This window comes from Vibrio tubiashii ATCC 19109, assembly GCF_000772105.1.
Classification (GTDB): Bacteria; Pseudomonadota; Gammaproteobacteria; order Enterobacterales; family Vibrionaceae; genus Vibrio; species Vibrio tubiashii.
Genome location: NZ_CP009355.1, coordinates 1,537,238 through 1,552,961 on the forward strand (window position 1 = coordinate 1,537,238; position 15,724 = coordinate 1,552,961).

The window sequence follows — 15,724 nt, forward strand, 5'->3', positions numbered from 1 at the left end:
CGCGCAATGACTCAAATGACATTTAAACAAAGATTTTATGCATAATATGCATAGTCTTAGTGACTATGCCTCGACCTTCAATCAGCACTACTTTCCCACTGTCTCATCTGCTCTATCCCGGATTGCATTAGTGCCCAATCCAATAGACTAGTCTGATATCGCCCAGCCTTACCTTCTAAGCGAATACCATAACTGTTGAGGCGGTAAGCAAGCACGGCATAGAACGCATCAACAGCACCTGGTCGAGCAAACATAAAGGGAAGTTCGGCCTGTGAGAAAATAGCGTTAACTCGTTCAATCTCAAGTCGTAGTGCTTGGTTTGATAAATCTGCTGGCGGCACAGAATCTAAGGTGAAACTGCATTGAGAACGCAGGGTAATAAAGCCTGAGTGCATTTCATTACAGAGCGAACGCGCTATCGCCCTCTGGCTTTGATCTTGCGGGTACAGCGCCCCTCCAGATCGCTCATTGAGGTACTCAACGATGGCCAACGAATCATGTACTGCTAAGTTGCCATCTCTTAACACAGGCACCAAAGCAGAAGGCGACAATTGAGCCAGCTGCTGTTTTGACTCTGGATTCGAGAGATCTATGACTTGAGCATCCAACTCTAAGTTCGCCATTGTTGCGCATAACCAAACACGCAGTGACCATGTTGAGCCCGTTCCAACGATTAGCTGCATTGTGCTTCCTCCTCTGTTATCAGTTCAAATCCTTCATCTAACCAACCTGTAATACCACCAATCATCTTTTTCACTGGTCGGCCGAGCTTTGCTAGACGAATCGCCGCTTTCTCTGTGCCATTACAATGTGGCCCGGCGCAATACACCACAAATAAGGTATCAAGCGGAAACTCAGCTAAGCGCTTTTCATTGAGTCTTGGGTGGGGAATGTTGATTGCACCGTCAATGTGCCCTTGTTCAAACAAGCTTTCACCTCTGACGTCAACCAAAATGAAATCTTGCAGACCATTGCTAAGAGCATGATGCACATCCCAGCAATCGGTTTCGAATCTGAGTAGTTGTTCAAAGTGCGCTAGAGCTTGTTCACTTGCTGCGGCTTTCACACGAGATACTGCGCTGGTCATAACTTGTCCTTGTTTTGTTATTGCTTGTGTACATAGTGCAACCAATTCTCGGTGTGTTAAATTGGCTTAAAAGCCACATATCGTTAATAATAAGCCAAAGTCAAAAAATGAACTTAGTCTTCAAGGAAGAGAAATGAAACGCGTCGCGATACTCGCCCACAGCCATGCCGCGCTGTTTGAAATGTCTTGTGCTATTGAACTATTCGCCCTGCCTAGACCAGAGTTTGAGTCTTGGTATGAGACCGACGTGGTGACGTTAGAGAGCGCTGACATCCATACCACAGGGAACATCACTCTTAGCGCGCAAAAGGTCGACAGCCTTGAAGATTACGACACTCTGATAATTCCCGGATGGCCGACTTGGGATTATGCGATTCCTGAGAAAATAGAAGCGGAAGTTAGTCAATTTTCCAAACAAGGTAAGCAAGTGCTCACTTTGTGTTCAGGTGCATTTTTATTGGCTAAGCTAGGGCTACTCGATGGCAAAACGGCTACTACTCATTGGATGTACGAGCAAAGCTTTCGCTCTCAGTTTCCAAACGTGAATTATCAATCTGATGTCCTTTACGTTTTCGATGGCAATATCGGTTGCTCTGCTGGTAGTGCCGCTGCACTCGACCTTGGCTTAGCCGTTATTCGTCATGATTTTGGTTATAGCTTTGCCAATCAAGTGGCAAAAAGATTGGTGATTTCCGCCCATCGACTTGGCGGTCAAGCACAGTTTGTTGAGACTCCGATGCTAGAGGTTCCCAACAATTTTGCATCGGCACTCGACTGGGCCAACAGCCATTTAGACAGGAGTATTAGCGTTGATCTTCTTGCCGAAAAAGCCAGTATGTCACGTCGAACATTTGACCGAAAATTTCGCGCCAGTTTCAACTTGTCTCCTAAAGAATGGCTAATTCAGCAACGTATTGAGCGCGCAAAAGGTCTACTCGAAATCGAGTCTCACTCGATAGAGCGCTTAGCCAGTATGGCAGGCTTCGAGAGTGCCACGACTTTACGCCATCACTTCCGGCGTTTGGTCGGCGTCTCCCCGCAGCAATATCGTAAGCAATTTGGGGATTTAGCCTAGCTCTGCTGTCGTTTTTGACTCACATCAACCGTACGGCGTTTATACCCATAATGGCGATGTGAAAAACACATCACCTTGTTAGCATGGCGACTCTTCAAAAAGGGATCGCCAAATCATGAAAGCTAACTTGAATAAAGTCCTGTTGGATATCGCGCTCAATTTAAGTTCCAACCAAAATAGTGAAACCCAATATCAGCATCTTATTGATGGTATTGATCAGGTGTTTCCTTGCGATGCGAGCGCGTTATTTATCCTCGATCAAGATGGCTTTCTTACTCCTGTCGCGGTTAAAGGCATATCGAGTAGCATCCTAGCACGGCGATTCTTCCCTAAAACTCACCCTCGTCTACAAGCCATCATGGAGAGCAAACAACCCGTACGTTTTGGTGCCGACTGTGAACTGCCCGACCCATTTAGTGGCATCCTGCTAAGTGAAGAAGCGGAGCTTGATGTCCATGACTGTATGGGCTGTAGCTTGTATGTCGGTGGGCAGTTAGTTGGAGTGCTGACGCTAGATTCTCTAACAGTGGGAGCATTTGATAGCATCGACCCCGTGACAATCGAAACCTTCGCTGCGCTTGCTGCCGCAACCTTACGCAATATTGCTCAAGTGAAAGCCCTTAAAGCGCAAAACAAAAAGCAAAAACACGTCACGGAAACCTTGATTCAGCAAGCTCGTTCCAAGCAAGGAGAAATGGTTGGCGTTAGTCCGCAGATAGAAAAGCTACGCACCAATATAGCAACGGTCGCGCAGTCTGACTACGCCGTATTGATCACAGGGGAAACTGGGGTGGGAAAAGAGCTCGTTGCGCACAGTGTGCACGCTCAAAGTCACCGCGCCAACAAGCCGATGATCTACGTAAACTGCGCTGCGCTACCTGAAGGTCTCGCCGAAAGCGAGTTGTTTGGTCATGTTAAAGGTGCATTCACAGGTGCAAACAGTTCCAGAGCAGGTAAGTTTGAACTTGCCGATGGCGGCACCATTTTCCTAGACGAATTGGGTGAGTTGCCACTTGTGCTGCAGGCAAAACTGCTGCGTGTGATTCAACAAGGAGAGCTGCAAAGAGTCGGTAGTGACCAGCATTTGTTGGTTAATGTACGTATTATTGCGGCCACTAATCGCTCTCTAGCTCAAGAAGTTGAAAATGGACAGTTCAGAGCCGATTTATACCACCGTTTAAATGTCTTCCCTATTTCAGTGCCGCCGCTAAGAAAGCGCGAAGGTGATCTCCCGGTACTCGCGGGATACTTGCTAGAAAAAGTCCGCAGCCAGTTCAACATCCCTAACCTGCATTTGCACCCTAAAAGCCTCAACCTACTTGAGCGTCAAGCGTGGCCGGGGAATGTCCGAGAGCTTGAACACACCCTTACTAGAGCCGCCCTGCGCGCCATCCAAGATCAGCAACAGATCATTACAACTCTTCACTTTGACGGTGGTATTGAGACTACAGAGAAGCCGACAAACAACAATTATCTACCCAAACAGAGTCAAGCTATGCGTGGATTAGTTGAAGGCTATCAAAAAGATCTGATCCTACATGCACTTGAGAAATCGAATGGCACGTGGGCTAAAGCCGCTGAGTTTCTGCAAATGGATAGAGGCAATTTATACAGAATGGGTAAAAAGCTTGGGGTAGAAGTGTAATACAGTGAATCAAAAAATGAAGGCGGGAATCCCGCCTAAAAACAGCTAATTCTAAGTGTAGTGAACATGAAGACCATCGATGAGCGCGTATAACCAATAAATCATATTACAACCAAAGTTCCACTATAAAAATAAGGCCACCTTAAAATTTATTCGTCCATATCGCCCCAAAGAAACCCTCCTAGATATCCCAATAACATTATGATTAGAAACTCAAAAAAAACAGCCACAAGAAGATAACCACCGCTCAAATCACAATCAGACAAACACAAATTAACAATAAAGGTTTTACATCAAATCATTGTTCAATTATAATCTCGACCAATGATTTAAATGAAGTTAATTTTTGCTACAGAATGCAAAGATATTGGCGCAATACATTTTGAACTTGGTTACCGAGCACCGTTTCTCAAAATAGAAACTGGTCACAAGTTAATCGAATTTAATGCGCCTAACCAATGAGTTACGGTTATGATAGACACGGTGAATGTAAAGGTAGGGAGCATTTCACGCACTATCGGGAACGCTTCTGTCGTGCCATTTCTCGCTTTATCTCTATAACAACAAAGACCAACGTTGATGGTACAACTCTATGAAAAAACTTTTTTTGTCAGCGGCGATAACCACTGTTCTTGCTCAAGGAACTGCATTTGCAAACCCTACCACTAACGCGATTACCAGCAACACCGATGACGATATCGTTGTTGCTGGTGACTATATTCAAGTCGCGCTACCTCTAACAGGGCTTTTTGCCGCATGGCTACATGATGATGCTGAGGGTGCAAAACAGTTAACCTACTCGCTTGCGACGACTATCGGTATCGTACAAGCAGGAAAATATGCCGTCGGTCGTATTAGACCTAATTCTTCAAATTCAGCGTCCTTTCCTTCAGGGCATACTGCTGCTGCTTTTTCTGGTGCAGCATTTCTACAAAGCCGCTATGGTGCTAAGTGGGGCCTTCCTGCGTACGCGGCCGCGAGTTTTGTTGGCGCAAGTCGCGTCCACGGTAACCGTCACTATGCAGATGATGTGGTCGCCGGTGCCGGTATCGCCTTTTTAACCAATCAGTTTTTTGTCTCAGAGTACACGCCTGAAGGGGTGAACCTAAGTGCAGCGCCGATGAAAGATGGCATGATGGTCAACGTCAGCTTAACCAATGATGCCTTCGAGTATGACTCAGATAGAAAGCGTACAAACCCTGTTTACGCCAAGAAAAAAGTACATTCATTTACGTTAGACATCGGTTTCAACTTATACGATAGCATGGGTGATCTAGGCGCGAACCAAACGATTGAAAACTCGGCACCAGTCGATGAATACCAACCATTCTCACGCGCAATCTATGCCTACCAACTGAACGATGACAGCGCGATTGAGTTCCAACTAGCACCTAATGAAACTCGCCGTACGGGCAAAGTAAGCGGTGGCTTTGAAATCGACAACAACACCTATGCGCAAGGAGAAGATATCTTTATCGCTTTGCGTCAGTGGAGCGCAGGTGCCCTGTACCAGAAACAGTACCAAGTCAGTGATGCTGTCTCTCTTACTGCTGGTGCAGGTTTATATGCCTACTTGCTTGATATCGAAACCGATCTCATCGATGGTGGTAAGCACTCCAAATTGAGCTCTACGCCAGTCCTTCCATCCGTATCAGCAGAAATGGAATACGCATTCAATGATAAGTGGTCAGTCATGGGCCGTATGGATTACCAAATCTTCGATAGAGATCGAGTGTTTGCCTCTGAAACTGGCGTTAACTATAAGGTCAATCCAGACTGGACGGTCGCGTTGAAATACGCTTATACCAACAACAATTGGGAAATGTACCAAACAAGATATCGCTCTGAGTCAGTCTTACTGTCTGTGACTAACCGTTTTTAACCCGTTGTAGGCTCATCAATTTCGGTGAGCCTTTTTACTGCCCAATAGTCTTCGTTGTAAAAATCACATCACCCTTTAAAGCATCCACTAAGCCTGTGAATCCTCACCTGTTTTCTTGTTTGAAGTGACGCCATTTTCTCCTTTTGGCTTAAAGTATGACCTCAAAGAGTAATGACAGATTACACACTATTTTACTCAACTCCGCTTTCCGATGTCATTTACACATCACTTGCGATGTAAAATCAACATCACCACAGTCTCACAATCAACGTAAAATCCTTAAATAACAATACCTTAAATATTGGCACACAACCTGCTCTATCAGTCTCAAAAAAATCGGCGGACGATTCCGCTAACAATTATCACGACTGGAGACGCCCAATGTTCTGTATTCAATGTGAACAGACTATTCAAACCCCTACTGTAAAGGGGTGCTCATTTGCACAAGGTATGTGTGGCAAAACTTCTGAAGTTTCTGATTTACAAGACGTATTAGTCTACACCCTACAAGGCGTTTCTTACTGGGCTGAGCAAGCGCGCAAATTCGATATCATCGATACTGAAATCGACCAGTGGGCACCAAAAGCTTTCTTTTCTACGCTGACCAATGTTAACTTCGATCCAGAGCGCATTCTTGAGCTTGCTTCATTGGCTGCGCAATACAAAGCTCGCTTAAAAGAGCAAACTCTCGCGGCAGCTAAATTAGGTGATATCGAACTGGATGAAACACCATCTGTCGCTCACTTTGAGCTTCCGGCAAGTGCGGAAGAGATTTTGGCTCATGCTCCTCTTGTGGCAGTTAACCGCGGCTACCAACATCTGAGTGAAGATGTAATTGGTCTGCGCCTACTTTGCTTATATGGCCTAAAAGGTGCAGCAGCCTACATGGAGCACGCACGCGTACTAGAGCAAACCAACACAGATATTTATGCCGAGTACCACCAAATCATGGCATGGCTTGGCACCGACCCAGAAGACTTAAACGCTCTGTTAGAATGTTCGATGCAGATCGGCCTAATGAACTATAAGGTAATGGAGATGCTAGATGCGGGTGAAACGGCTACGTTCGGTCACCCTACTCCTACTGCCGTTAACGTTAAGACAGTAAAAGGCAAAGCGATTCTAGTGTCTGGTCATGACCTACATGATCTAGAAAAGATCCTGCAACAAACTGAAGGCAAAGGCATTAATGTCTACACCAATGGTGAAATGCTGCCAGCACACGGCTACCCAGAGCTAAACAAGTATCCTCATTTAGTGGGTAACTACGGCAGCGCATGGCAAAACCAGCAAAAAGAGTTTGCCAACTTCCCTGGTGCAATTGTCATGACATCGAACTGTTTGTTGAATCCAAATGTTGGCCAATACGCCGATCGCCTATTTACTCGTAGCATTGTTGGCTGGCCGGGTGTTGCACATATCGAAGGTGATGATTTCAGCCAAGTGATCGAGTGCGCTCTAGCTCAAGACGGCTTCCAACATGATGAAATCGAACAGATGATCACGGTTGGCTTCGGTCGTAATGCGCTGATGGAAGCGGCACCGGCGGTGGTTGAACAAGTTAAGGAAGGCAACATCAAGCACTTCTTCTTAGTGGGTGGTTGTGATGGCGATAAATCTGAGCGTAGTTACTACACAGACTTCACTGCGGCAGCACCTGAAGACAGCGTTATCCTGACTCTAGCTTGTGGTAAATTCCGCTTCAACAAGAATCAGTTTGGTGACATCAACGGTATCCCACGCCTACTCGATGTTGGTCAATGTAATGATGCTTACTCAGCAATCCAACTTGCACTAGCGCTATCTAAAGAGTTCGACTGTGATATCAATGAGCTTCCTCTAACCCTCGTTCTATCTTGGTTTGAACAAAAAGCGATTGTTATCTTACTTACCCTATTCGCTTTAGGTGTGAAAGGTATCTATACAGGTCCAACAGCGCCTGCTTTCTTGACTGACAATCTACTGGCAATCATTCAAGAGAAATTCGATATGCGCAGTATCGGTAATGTCGAAGACGATCTAAAAACCATCTTAGCTGCTTAATCCTCGCCAATTTGCCTAGCTCTAATTTGAGCTAGGCACTTTTTTAAGAGAAAACTATGACAAGTGAATGGCAAAACAACCTGCCAACAACTTTACGCTGCGTAGAGAAGTGGCAAGAAACCCATGATACCGTGAGCATAACGCTGGCCCCTATAGGCGATGAAGATATCGCTTTCGAATTTAAGCCCGGACAGTTTGTCTCACTCGGTTTTGAGATGGAGGGTAAAGTTGAATATAGAGCCTATTCGATTAGCTCTGTGCCTAACGAACCTCTGTTAAAACTGACTATCAAGCGCGTTGAGGGAGGGTTAATCTCAAACCACATTGTCGATACCTTCGCACCGGGTGATACTGTGTTAGCCCTTGCGCCTACAGGTCCGTTTAACAGTGTCGATTGCGCGCCAAAAGAGAAAGTCGTTATGCTTAGCGCGGGTTGCGGTATTACCCCTGTAATGTCGATGACAAAGACTTGGTTAGCTGATGACAAAGATATCGACATAGTGTTTATTCATATGGCTAAAAGCGCTCAGCAAACCATCTATTTTGATGAACTAGAGTCAATGGACAGCAGTCACAGCCACTTCCACTTTAAGTTGCTGCTAAAAGACAACTCCGGGACACGTCATCCGCAAGGTCGCTTAGATAAGGCATGGCTACAAACCCTATGTCCTGACATCGCACAGCGCACCGTTTATCTATGCGGGCCAACTCAGTTTATGCAGGATATGGAGTCTCACTCACTCGCACTTGGAGTCGAGCCTCAAGCGTTTCATCAGGAAAGCTTCACTCCAATCGAAACTCATCAAGAGTCACCTGCTGGCGGTGTGGTTCAATTTGAAGTGCCTGCTTTTGGTGTCACTGCTGAAGTTGAGCAAGGTGCGACACTTGCCGATGTCCTAGAGGACAATGGTGTACCCATCATCATCGCTTGTCGCAGCGGTATGTGTGGTTCTTGCAAATGCAAGGTGACTAAAGGAGAAGTGTCTCGTACTAGCACCGAGACTCTGACTGAAAAAGACTTAGCGGAAGGTTATACGCTCGCTTGCTCTAGCCAGATTCAGAGCGACGTTGAAGTCGAATTGATGTAGTTGTACACATTCCGAGTAAGTCTTTACTTACTCGGAATCCTTTCTATCGTACTAACTTACCAAACGCTTTAATCGGGCTTTTTTTAATGATGCAGGCTTAACGATTAATCCAATCCCAACCAAAAACAGTCCAGAGGCAATGATCTGTGCCATAGACAGCACCTCATCATACATAAAGTATCCACTCACTAAAGCAAACACTGGAACAAGTAACGTCAGTGGCGCAGTGGTACTTAACGGGTACTTAATCAGCATCAGATTCCACACCCAGTAACCAAACAGAGTGGTAGGATACGCCTGAAACACCACGGCCATCGTCGTGTTCCAATCCCACTGTTCAAACGCCTGCCAGATGATCCCTTCGCCATGCAGAGATACGGCAAATAGAACAAGAGGCAGCGGCGAAAACAACATTCCCCACACATTGAACGCAAAAGCTTGTGTCGTCTTCGACGCTTTAACAATGACTCCCATCAAGGTCCAAGAACATGCCGCGATCATAATCAATGCTACCCCCTTCAAGGTGACATTTCCGGTCGTCGCTGAAACCAGTACCGCTAAGGCACACATCGCTAATGCCGCCCCAACAATTTTGCGCAGCGGTGCCTGCTCTTTAAAAATCCAAATCCCGACCGCCATGCCGATAAGTACATTGGTTGACAGTAGAACGGAAGACATTCCAGACGAAAGTCCTGCAGTGATAGACCAAGAGGCCATTCCCCACACGCCGACCCCAAACACAATGCCGTAGCCAACTAGGTAACGCCACGCGACATTTGGCCTAGCAATAAAGAAGATCGCAGGAATCACCGCGAGTGCAAAACGTGCTGCTGTTGCCAATAAGGGGTGAACATTGGTTACCCCCATTTTGATCATCGAGAAGTTAAATCCCCATATAGCCATGACAAGCACAGCAAGCAATAAGTCATTTCTTTTCATATTCGTCCCTCTTATGTTTTGCCACAGTATCCCTTGAGCGACAAATCATATACAGATACAATTTTTCAAATAAAAACCAGTACAGTTCAGGGACAGAATGAGTATCTACCAACAGCTAGCGAATCAATTTATTGAAGAGATAGAAAGCGGCAAAAGAGTCGAAGGGGGTAAACTGCCTTCGCTTAGGCAGCTAGCCAAACAGCAATCCGTCAGCATGTCTACAGTGGTTAGCTGCTATCAAGAGCTCGAATCGCAGGGTTGGATTCACTCTAGGCCACAAGCGGGTTACTTTGTTTCACCTCGCAAGCCAGTGCACTCGACGCCAGATTGGGCTCAATTTGAAAGTAAGGTCTCTCACGTCATCAGAAGTTCACCAACCCACAGTGTGAAAAGTGGTCCATTGGGCGTGTCGAGCACCACGGCGGATGAACAGTCTGTGATTGAGCTGGAACGCAGCTTTCGCCGCGCACTGAAACGGATGGGAGACAGGCTCAATCACTATCCCGATATTCAAGGTGAGCCTTTACTACGCTGTGCTTTATCCACCCACTTTGCTAAGCTCGACTTACACTTCAATCCTGATCAGATCGTCGTCACGGCAGGGTGTATGTCTTCGATCAAAGCAGCATTGGAATCCTGTACCAAACAAGGCGACACCATAGCGATCAGCTCTCCATGCTTTAATGGTATTTTAGAACTGCTAGGCAAGATGTCGCGCAAGATCATTGAGATCCCTTCTTTGAATGATGGTATCGACCTTGAACAACTTGAAGCGCACCTCAAACACAGACGTGTCGATGCAGCGATATTTTGTACCTCGCATATGAATCCACAAGGCATCAATATGTCGGCCAACCAGAAGCAAAAGCTAGCCCAGCTCGCCAATGATTACCGTATCCCGGTGATCGAAGACGATGTCTATATGGAGCTCTCCTACTCTTCCCATACACCCTTACCGGCTAAATATTATGACAAGGAGGGTTATGTCTTATGGTGTGGCTCTGTCTCAAAAAGCCTTTCACCCAGTTACCGTTTAGGCTGGTGCCTTCCGGGAAGATACCTAGATACGTACAAAACTCAATTTGCATCGGCAAGTTATGGCGTTGCCCTGCCAACCCAACTCGCTGTGGCGGATTTTATCGAATCAGGTCAGTACGCCAAGCATGTAAAGAGAAGGCGCACCCAATTACTTAGTTTGCGGCAGCAATACCTTGAATACCTAACTCAGCATTTACCGGGTGACGTAAAAATCAGTCACCCACAAGGCGGTATGGTGCTGTGGCTTCAAATACCCAACTTGGACCAAAATGCCCTTGCGCAAAGTGTCCAACAGTATCAACTCGATGTTCGGCTTGGTCACCTATTTACCACGCTCGACCTGTATAGAGAGTGCATTCGAATCAATATGGGCTATCCATTACAGGGAGCTGTAAAAAACGAGTTAGACACCTTGATTAAGCTGATCCGAAAACACAATTCCACATATTAACGGTGAGACTTAACTCTTTCTTACAAGGAACATCAGGATTTATAAAGTATGGTTATTCCAAAGCCGATGTAGATCCAAGTACCCATTCTTCTTCAATTGTAAACCTGAAACTTGCTTCGTTTTAGTCACAACCTTTTGCCCCCAAAATAAGGGCAGCAAATGGTGATGATGTACTTTGGTGTTAATGAGATCGAGTAGTTCTTGCTCGTCGCTCAAATTGGCAACGACTTTTTGTACATTAACTCTATGTTCTTCAAATTGTTCTTGGTTGAGAGCAAACCTCAAGGAAGTGGTAGTTAAAAGCCAATCATACAAGCCATAACGACTTGGCTGCTCCAACAGCTCTTCACACAAAAGCAGATCAATCTTATCTCGATACTCATCGATCGCATCTAAGTCAGAGATCGGAAGACATCTCACTTTTAATCCCGTTTTCTCTATTGTTTCAGTTAGCCAGTTAATTAAGTGGCGTTTGTATTTGAGTCTCCATTGACTATGGCCAATGACAATCTCTCCCGACAACACCGGATATTCAGAGTATTCATGATTCAACAAACCGAAATGACTTATAATATCAATACCTTGCTGTTCCGAGTAGATTAGTCGCTGTTGTTGAATAAAAGTAAGCAGTGCTGCTAGTCCATCTTTGGTGATTGACCCTGAGTCCCTTAGCCTAATTGCTAAAGTCGAAAATGCTTGAATTGGATGCTTTTCGCTTTCGTGGTTTTCTGCTTCAAAGCTTAGGAAACTGTCCAACGACTTCCCTTCATGGCAAAGATTTATCGTGCTGAGAAGAGCTCCCGTGGCAAAGTATTGGGAGTTTCTAACCAATACCAGTTTCTTGTCATCCCAATGAGTTAAATGAAGCGGTCCGGTACCTACACGGACACGATGCTGACCCAAAACCTGATACCTTTTTGTCGCAATTGAGGCATTTGGAGTAGTTAACGCAAAAACAAAGAGAGGATTAGGATCAAAAAGATCGATAAAGATAGCATTTTGCTCGCGATCGAAGCCAACTCTAGCAACTTGCTTAAAGAGCCACTTATAAGGCCCCTCTAATGTGAAAAGTCTGTCTAGACTCTCGATGATATCTAATTTGGTAAGTGGCAAGCCATCGTGGCATAGGACATGAGGATTTATCCAAAAGCAATAACGTTTACCCTGATTCGTCACTGAGTATTCATAAGCAATATGATTGTGAATATGACCATTCTCATCAATTCGCAGCAACGTATCATACATAGCGCTGATAACCTGCATTTCTGCTGATACATAAGTCATCGCAGGATCTAGTTTATTAACTGGAGGATATTGAGTAACAGTCAACGTGCTGCTGGCTTTGTGAGCTTTTTCAGTTTCATGCATCAATAGATGTAATATTCTTGAAGCGAGAGAGCGATGAGCTTCTAGATACTTTGGTATTTGATCTAGGTTTCCTTCAGTGAGGTCGGCTTGTATACACTCATATAAGGCCTGATATAGAGATGCAACAATAGTAATTTTGCTATTTTTCCCTCTACCAACGGCTGGAGTCCAAAGTATCCAACCACACTGTTGAAGCATTTTGATAATGGTCGAAGTATTCCGCCTACTGGTAGAAAAAATTTCTTCGAGATCATCAATAGATACTTCATAGCCACGGCCATAGCTGAAATTGTTGAGTAACTGCGACAATCTACGCAAGCGTAAGTCTTTCATATTCTTATTTAGTATTGATGCCCCATTAGCTAAAATTAAAGGTACCTAGAGCTCGATAGGTGCCTTGAAAATAGTCTATTTCTCGGCATAAAGTTATTCATCCACTGTTGTTATTTTCACACACGAGAAGTCCATCATTTTTATATAAGAGCCGTAAATTTGTTTTATTTAGACACAAATTTAAATAATCATCATGTTCAACATCACAAACAAACTAAAACATCACTACCACTTCTTGGCTATCAAATTTAATAATCTCAAGTATGAGATTATTAATATTTGCAACCTTCCTTGGTTGCCAGATAGCTATCTAATCTAAATGGTTAGATAGTAGGGAATAAATAAATTTGAATTCCTCAGTTTGTTTTAACGCATGCAGAAAAACAATAGACTGACTGGTATAAGCAAGGTTCAACAATGTGCCTAAATTCGACTCATGTACCTGTTCACACATAATCGCAGCAACCATACAACCACGTACATTTTTGTCATTCACATCAATCTCTAACAACTGAGCACAACGAATTGCCTCTTGTACACGAGTCTCCATGCTACATAAACCTCACTACAGCATCACCGTTTAATATAAGTAGCATTCGAAACTCTTCCGTATGACGCATAGCGTTCGCCAATAACTTTTCTCTGAAGCTCCAGTCTTCATCTGACGCTCTAGATACATACTGTTCAAGCTCTGCAAGCGCACTCTTCTCCGATACGTCTGGAGTACTTGCAATAGAAGCTAAAATGGATTTATTTACATTAGACGACAAATCAAAGTTTCTTTTTCGGCTATCTTCTATCAATGCTTTTAGAACCTTTTTCTTTTGTGCGCGAATCATACACATTTTTAACTCATGACGATCAAATGCATAACCAATTTCATCCAGTAGTTCTGTAACTTCCTGAAACATACTTTCTCCTAACTAAAACTAAACCGATCTTCTATACATGGTTAATTCCAGCCTGACGTTATATTTCATTTTAAACTCTATCTTTAGAACGAACTTGTACATCATCCTGATAGATTGTTTTTATTAATCGGCCTTCACTAAATCTCTAAACTAGCAATAGCAGTTTTCCTAAAATCAACACGCAATGTAGAAGTTTCACGATGATCCCTTTTCTCAATAAAATGGGGAGATCAATGATTGCGAAAACAAATTAATAGTACGGCTATCAGAAAAATAAACCATGAAACAAATAGGGCATAAAACTGCATGTTTTAGTGATCGCTGTCACGTTAAAAATATTTTTAGTTAACAACAGTTATTTAAAATCAACAACTTAATGAAGGAAAATACCTAATACGTGAAGAGACCGCCCGAGAATGAGACAACAGGTCGAACCAGGACGTACAATCGCGATTCAAACATCTAACGTGACAGTTAAGCGACAGTGGAAGGCTAGTCTAGTTAGGAAAATGGTGACTAGTAGTATTAGAAGTAAGCCATATGAGGGGATCCACCTTGTTTTCCGGCAAAGTGGATCGGTTTATCAACATCAGTCTGATTTTTAGAAATAGAGCATAGATAAAACAGTAACTTAGACTCTGATGTTACTTGAGCTGAAAGAGTGAGTAACAGGCGTTGTTTCCTGTTCTTGAACTGGATCTTCGTCCGCTGATAGGAGCTCATCCCATTCATGCGCTTTCTCAAGCAAATCTGTCAGCGTTTCCTGAATCAAGCCAGAGCGATAATCAACTAACCTGACCGTAGTGAAAACAGATGCCTGTTCAGTACCTGAAAAAACACCGATACCGGGTTCGCCGCGAAGAGGTCCCATAGCGTACTCCGCAAACAACGAGAAAAGCTGTTTAGGTATCTGACTTGGAATAGTCACTGTTGTCGTTACAGAGAAGGCTAACTCCTGTAATACAGTATTGCCGACTATATTGACAACATAAGGGGGGCCCTCGGGACCTGCTGCTGAATGAACTTCAAAACAACAGACTTGGTTCTCATCAAAACTCAGCTGCTCAACGGCCAAGTCAGCAAGTATCTTTTTATATATATCCAAAGGTAATTACTCCTGTTAGCTCACTATTTACATCCCGAGCTGTAAATTTTGGTCCTTTTGTTGCTCATACGGCGCTATGAACTGAGCGTTAAATTCCGCATTCACTCTATGACTGAGGTCTTCACAGTGATTTCTTAGCTCAACCAGTTTTTTCTGGTCACCAGCTAAAGCTGGGGCTTGCTGTAAATACTCATCGGTCAGACGACTAAAAATGGCATCTTTACCAACGATAAAGCTAGAGAAGTTTTGGTTAATGAACTCTAGTGCGCCGCTATCCATATTCTCTAGGCCTAAACGAGCCTTGTTGGCATCAGTGACATCGTCGAATGTGGCTGTCGAAGGATCTGTGCCAGGCTTTAAAAACTGGGCATCATTCTTAAAATCACCGGCTGTCTGGCTAAACGCTGCTTTCACTAAATTTTGTACAGGGATGGCCTCTGTTAACTGTTTTTGCACTTCTGTTTTTATCTGAGTGGCTCTAGTCGTAAATGCACTCTCATTCTTGTTGGCAGCTCTGCTGAAAAAATCAACGACAGCGTTCTTAATTCGTCCTGCCTTTGATAAATGCCCTAAATCCCGAGTTGCAGAAACCTGCCCACTCCCATCCACGGTGATGGTGTAATCTTTACCCATACCTAAGTTAAGGTGGAATTTCTGTTCTTCACCCGTGTTTACTTTATCAAACTGTAAGTTATTGCTAACCGCATTTGTAATTGCGGGGTTAACACCACTAATCGACATCTAATTCTTCCTTACTGC

General features: G+C 44.3%; 14 protein-coding genes. 6 read left to right on the forward strand and 8 right to left on the reverse strand.

The genetic code is table 11. The features are described from left to right. Nucleotides 1–77: 77 nt before the first annotated feature. Together IX91_RS22105 and IX91_RS22110 are read right to left on the reverse strand one after the other, a co-directional pair. Entirely contained in the window at nt 78–683 is a 606-nt protein-coding gene (locus IX91_RS22105; protein WP_004745690.1) for a glutathione S-transferase N-terminal domain-containing protein, read from the reverse strand. After that, nucleotides 674–1,087, reverse strand: coding sequence for a rhodanese-like domain-containing protein (locus tag IX91_RS22110; protein ID WP_004745689.1), 414 nt, complete (start codon nt 1,085–1,087; stop codon nt 674–676). Before IX91_RS22110 ends, IX91_RS22105 begins: the two co-directional genes overlap by 10 nt. Before the next feature lie 133 nt (nt 1,088–1,220). Between IX91_RS22110 and IX91_RS22115 the strand changes: the two genes are divergently transcribed. From IX91_RS22115 to IX91_RS22135, 5 genes are all read left to right on the forward strand, one after another. Further along, complete coding sequence (locus IX91_RS22115; RefSeq protein ID WP_004745688.1) at nt 1,221–2,162, forward strand: helix-turn-helix domain-containing protein; 942 nt, start codon at nt 1,221–1,223, stop codon at nt 2,160–2,162. A gap of 115 nt (nt 2,163–2,277) precedes the next feature. Further along, nucleotides 2,278–3,807 (forward strand): nitric oxide reductase transcriptional regulator NorR, encoded by a 1,530-nt coding sequence (gene norR, locus IX91_RS22120; RefSeq protein WP_004745687.1) that lies wholly within the window; start codon nt 2,278–2,280, stop codon nt 3,805–3,807. Between the two features lie 592 nt (nt 3,808–4,399). Next, nucleotides 4,400–5,689, forward strand: a complete 1,290-nt coding sequence (locus tag IX91_RS22125) for a phosphatase PAP2 family protein (protein ID WP_004745685.1) — start codon at nt 4,400–4,402, stop codon at nt 5,687–5,689. Nucleotides 5,690–6,070: 381 nt separating this feature from the next. Next, a complete protein-coding gene (hcp, locus tag IX91_RS22130; protein ID WP_004745684.1) occupies nt 6,071–7,732 on the forward strand; it encodes a hydroxylamine reductase in 1,662 nt (553 codons plus the stop codon). Nucleotides 7,733–7,788: 56 nt separating this feature from the next. Continuing rightward, on the forward strand, nt 7,789–8,820 hold the full coding sequence (locus IX91_RS22135) for a hybrid-cluster NAD(P)-dependent oxidoreductase (RefSeq protein WP_004745683.1): 1,032 nt from the start codon (nt 7,789–7,791) through the stop codon (nt 8,818–8,820). Between the two features lie 51 nt (nt 8,821–8,871). Here the strand turns inward: IX91_RS22135 and IX91_RS22140 are convergent, their stop codons facing one another. Further along, complete coding sequence (locus tag IX91_RS22140; RefSeq protein ID WP_004745682.1) at nt 8,872–9,759, reverse strand: EamA family transporter; 888 nt, start codon at nt 9,757–9,759, stop codon at nt 8,872–8,874. A gap of 97 nt (nt 9,760–9,856) precedes the next feature. Between IX91_RS22140 and IX91_RS22145 the strand changes: the two genes are divergently transcribed. Further along, nucleotides 9,857–11,248 (forward strand): aminotransferase-like domain-containing protein, encoded by a 1,392-nt coding sequence (locus IX91_RS22145; RefSeq protein WP_004745681.1) that lies wholly within the window; start codon nt 9,857–9,859, stop codon nt 11,246–11,248. 39 nt (nt 11,249–11,287) lie between these two features. Here the strand turns inward: IX91_RS22145 and IX91_RS22150 are convergent, their stop codons facing one another. The 5 genes from IX91_RS22150 to IX91_RS22175 all read right to left on the reverse strand — a co-directional run bounded on the left by IX91_RS22150 (nt 11,288) and on the right by IX91_RS22175 (nt 15,706). Further along, nucleotides 11,288–12,949 (reverse strand): SgrR family transcriptional regulator, encoded by a 1,662-nt coding sequence (locus tag IX91_RS22150; protein ID WP_004745680.1) that lies wholly within the window; start codon nt 12,947–12,949, stop codon nt 11,288–11,290. A 310-nt stretch (nt 12,950–13,259) separates the two neighbouring features. Then, complete coding sequence (locus IX91_RS22155) at nt 13,260–13,499, reverse strand: hypothetical protein (RefSeq protein WP_004745679.1); 240 nt, start codon at nt 13,497–13,499, stop codon at nt 13,260–13,262. A 1-nt stretch (nt 13,500) separates the two neighbouring features. Beyond that, on the reverse strand, nt 13,501–13,860 hold the full coding sequence (locus IX91_RS22160) for a hypothetical protein (protein WP_004745678.1): 360 nt from the start codon (nt 13,858–13,860) through the stop codon (nt 13,501–13,503). A 631-nt stretch (nt 13,861–14,491) separates the two neighbouring features. After that, nucleotides 14,492–14,965, reverse strand: a complete 474-nt coding sequence (locus tag IX91_RS22170; protein ID WP_004745677.1) for a hypothetical protein — start codon at nt 14,963–14,965, stop codon at nt 14,492–14,494. Nucleotides 14,966–14,992: 27 nt separating this feature from the next. After that, nucleotides 14,993–15,706, reverse strand: a complete 714-nt coding sequence (locus IX91_RS22175; RefSeq protein ID WP_004749148.1) for a hypothetical protein — start codon at nt 15,704–15,706, stop codon at nt 14,993–14,995. Nucleotides 15,707–15,724: the final 18 nt, after the last annotated feature.

Bases quoted from the DNA above. Each gene is read 5' to 3' on its own strand.
- IX91_RS22140 (WP_004745682.1), bottom strand. From the start codon at position 9,759: ATGAAAAGAAATGACTTATTGCTTGCTGTGCTTGTCATGGCTATATGG.
- IX91_RS22145 (WP_004745681.1), top strand. From the start codon at position 9,857: ATGAGTATCTACCAACAGCTAGCGAATCAATTTATTGAAGAGATAGAA.
- IX91_RS22105 (WP_004745690.1), bottom strand. From the start codon at position 683: ATGCAGCTAATCGTTGGAACGGGCTCAACATGGTCACTGCGTGTTTGG.
- IX91_RS22125 (WP_004745685.1), top strand. From the start codon at position 4,400: ATGAAAAAACTTTTTTTGTCAGCGGCGATAACCACTGTTCTTGCTCAA.
- IX91_RS22150 (WP_004745680.1), bottom strand. From the start codon at position 12,949: ATGAAAGACTTACGCTTGCGTAGATTGTCGCAGTTACTCAACAATTTC.
- IX91_RS22110 (WP_004745689.1), bottom strand. From the start codon at position 1,087: ATGACCAGCGCAGTATCTCGTGTGAAAGCCGCAGCAAGTGAACAAGCT.
- IX91_RS22155 (WP_004745679.1), bottom strand. From the start codon at position 13,499: ATGGAGACTCGTGTACAAGAGGCAATTCGTTGTGCTCAGTTGTTAGAG.
- norR (WP_004745687.1), top strand. From the start codon at position 2,278: ATGAAAGCTAACTTGAATAAAGTCCTGTTGGATATCGCGCTCAATTTA.
- IX91_RS22175 (WP_004749148.1), bottom strand. From the start codon at position 15,706: ATGTCGATTAGTGGTGTTAACCCCGCAATTACAAATGCGGTTAGCAAT.
- IX91_RS22135 (WP_004745683.1), top strand. From the start codon at position 7,789: ATGACAAGTGAATGGCAAAACAACCTGCCAACAACTTTACGCTGCGTA.
- IX91_RS22160 (WP_004745678.1), bottom strand. From the start codon at position 13,860: ATGTTTCAGGAAGTTACAGAACTACTGGATGAAATTGGTTATGCATTT.
- hcp (WP_004745684.1), top strand. From the start codon at position 6,071: ATGTTCTGTATTCAATGTGAACAGACTATTCAAACCCCTACTGTAAAG.
- IX91_RS22115 (WP_004745688.1), top strand. From the start codon at position 1,221: ATGAAACGCGTCGCGATACTCGCCCACAGCCATGCCGCGCTGTTTGAA.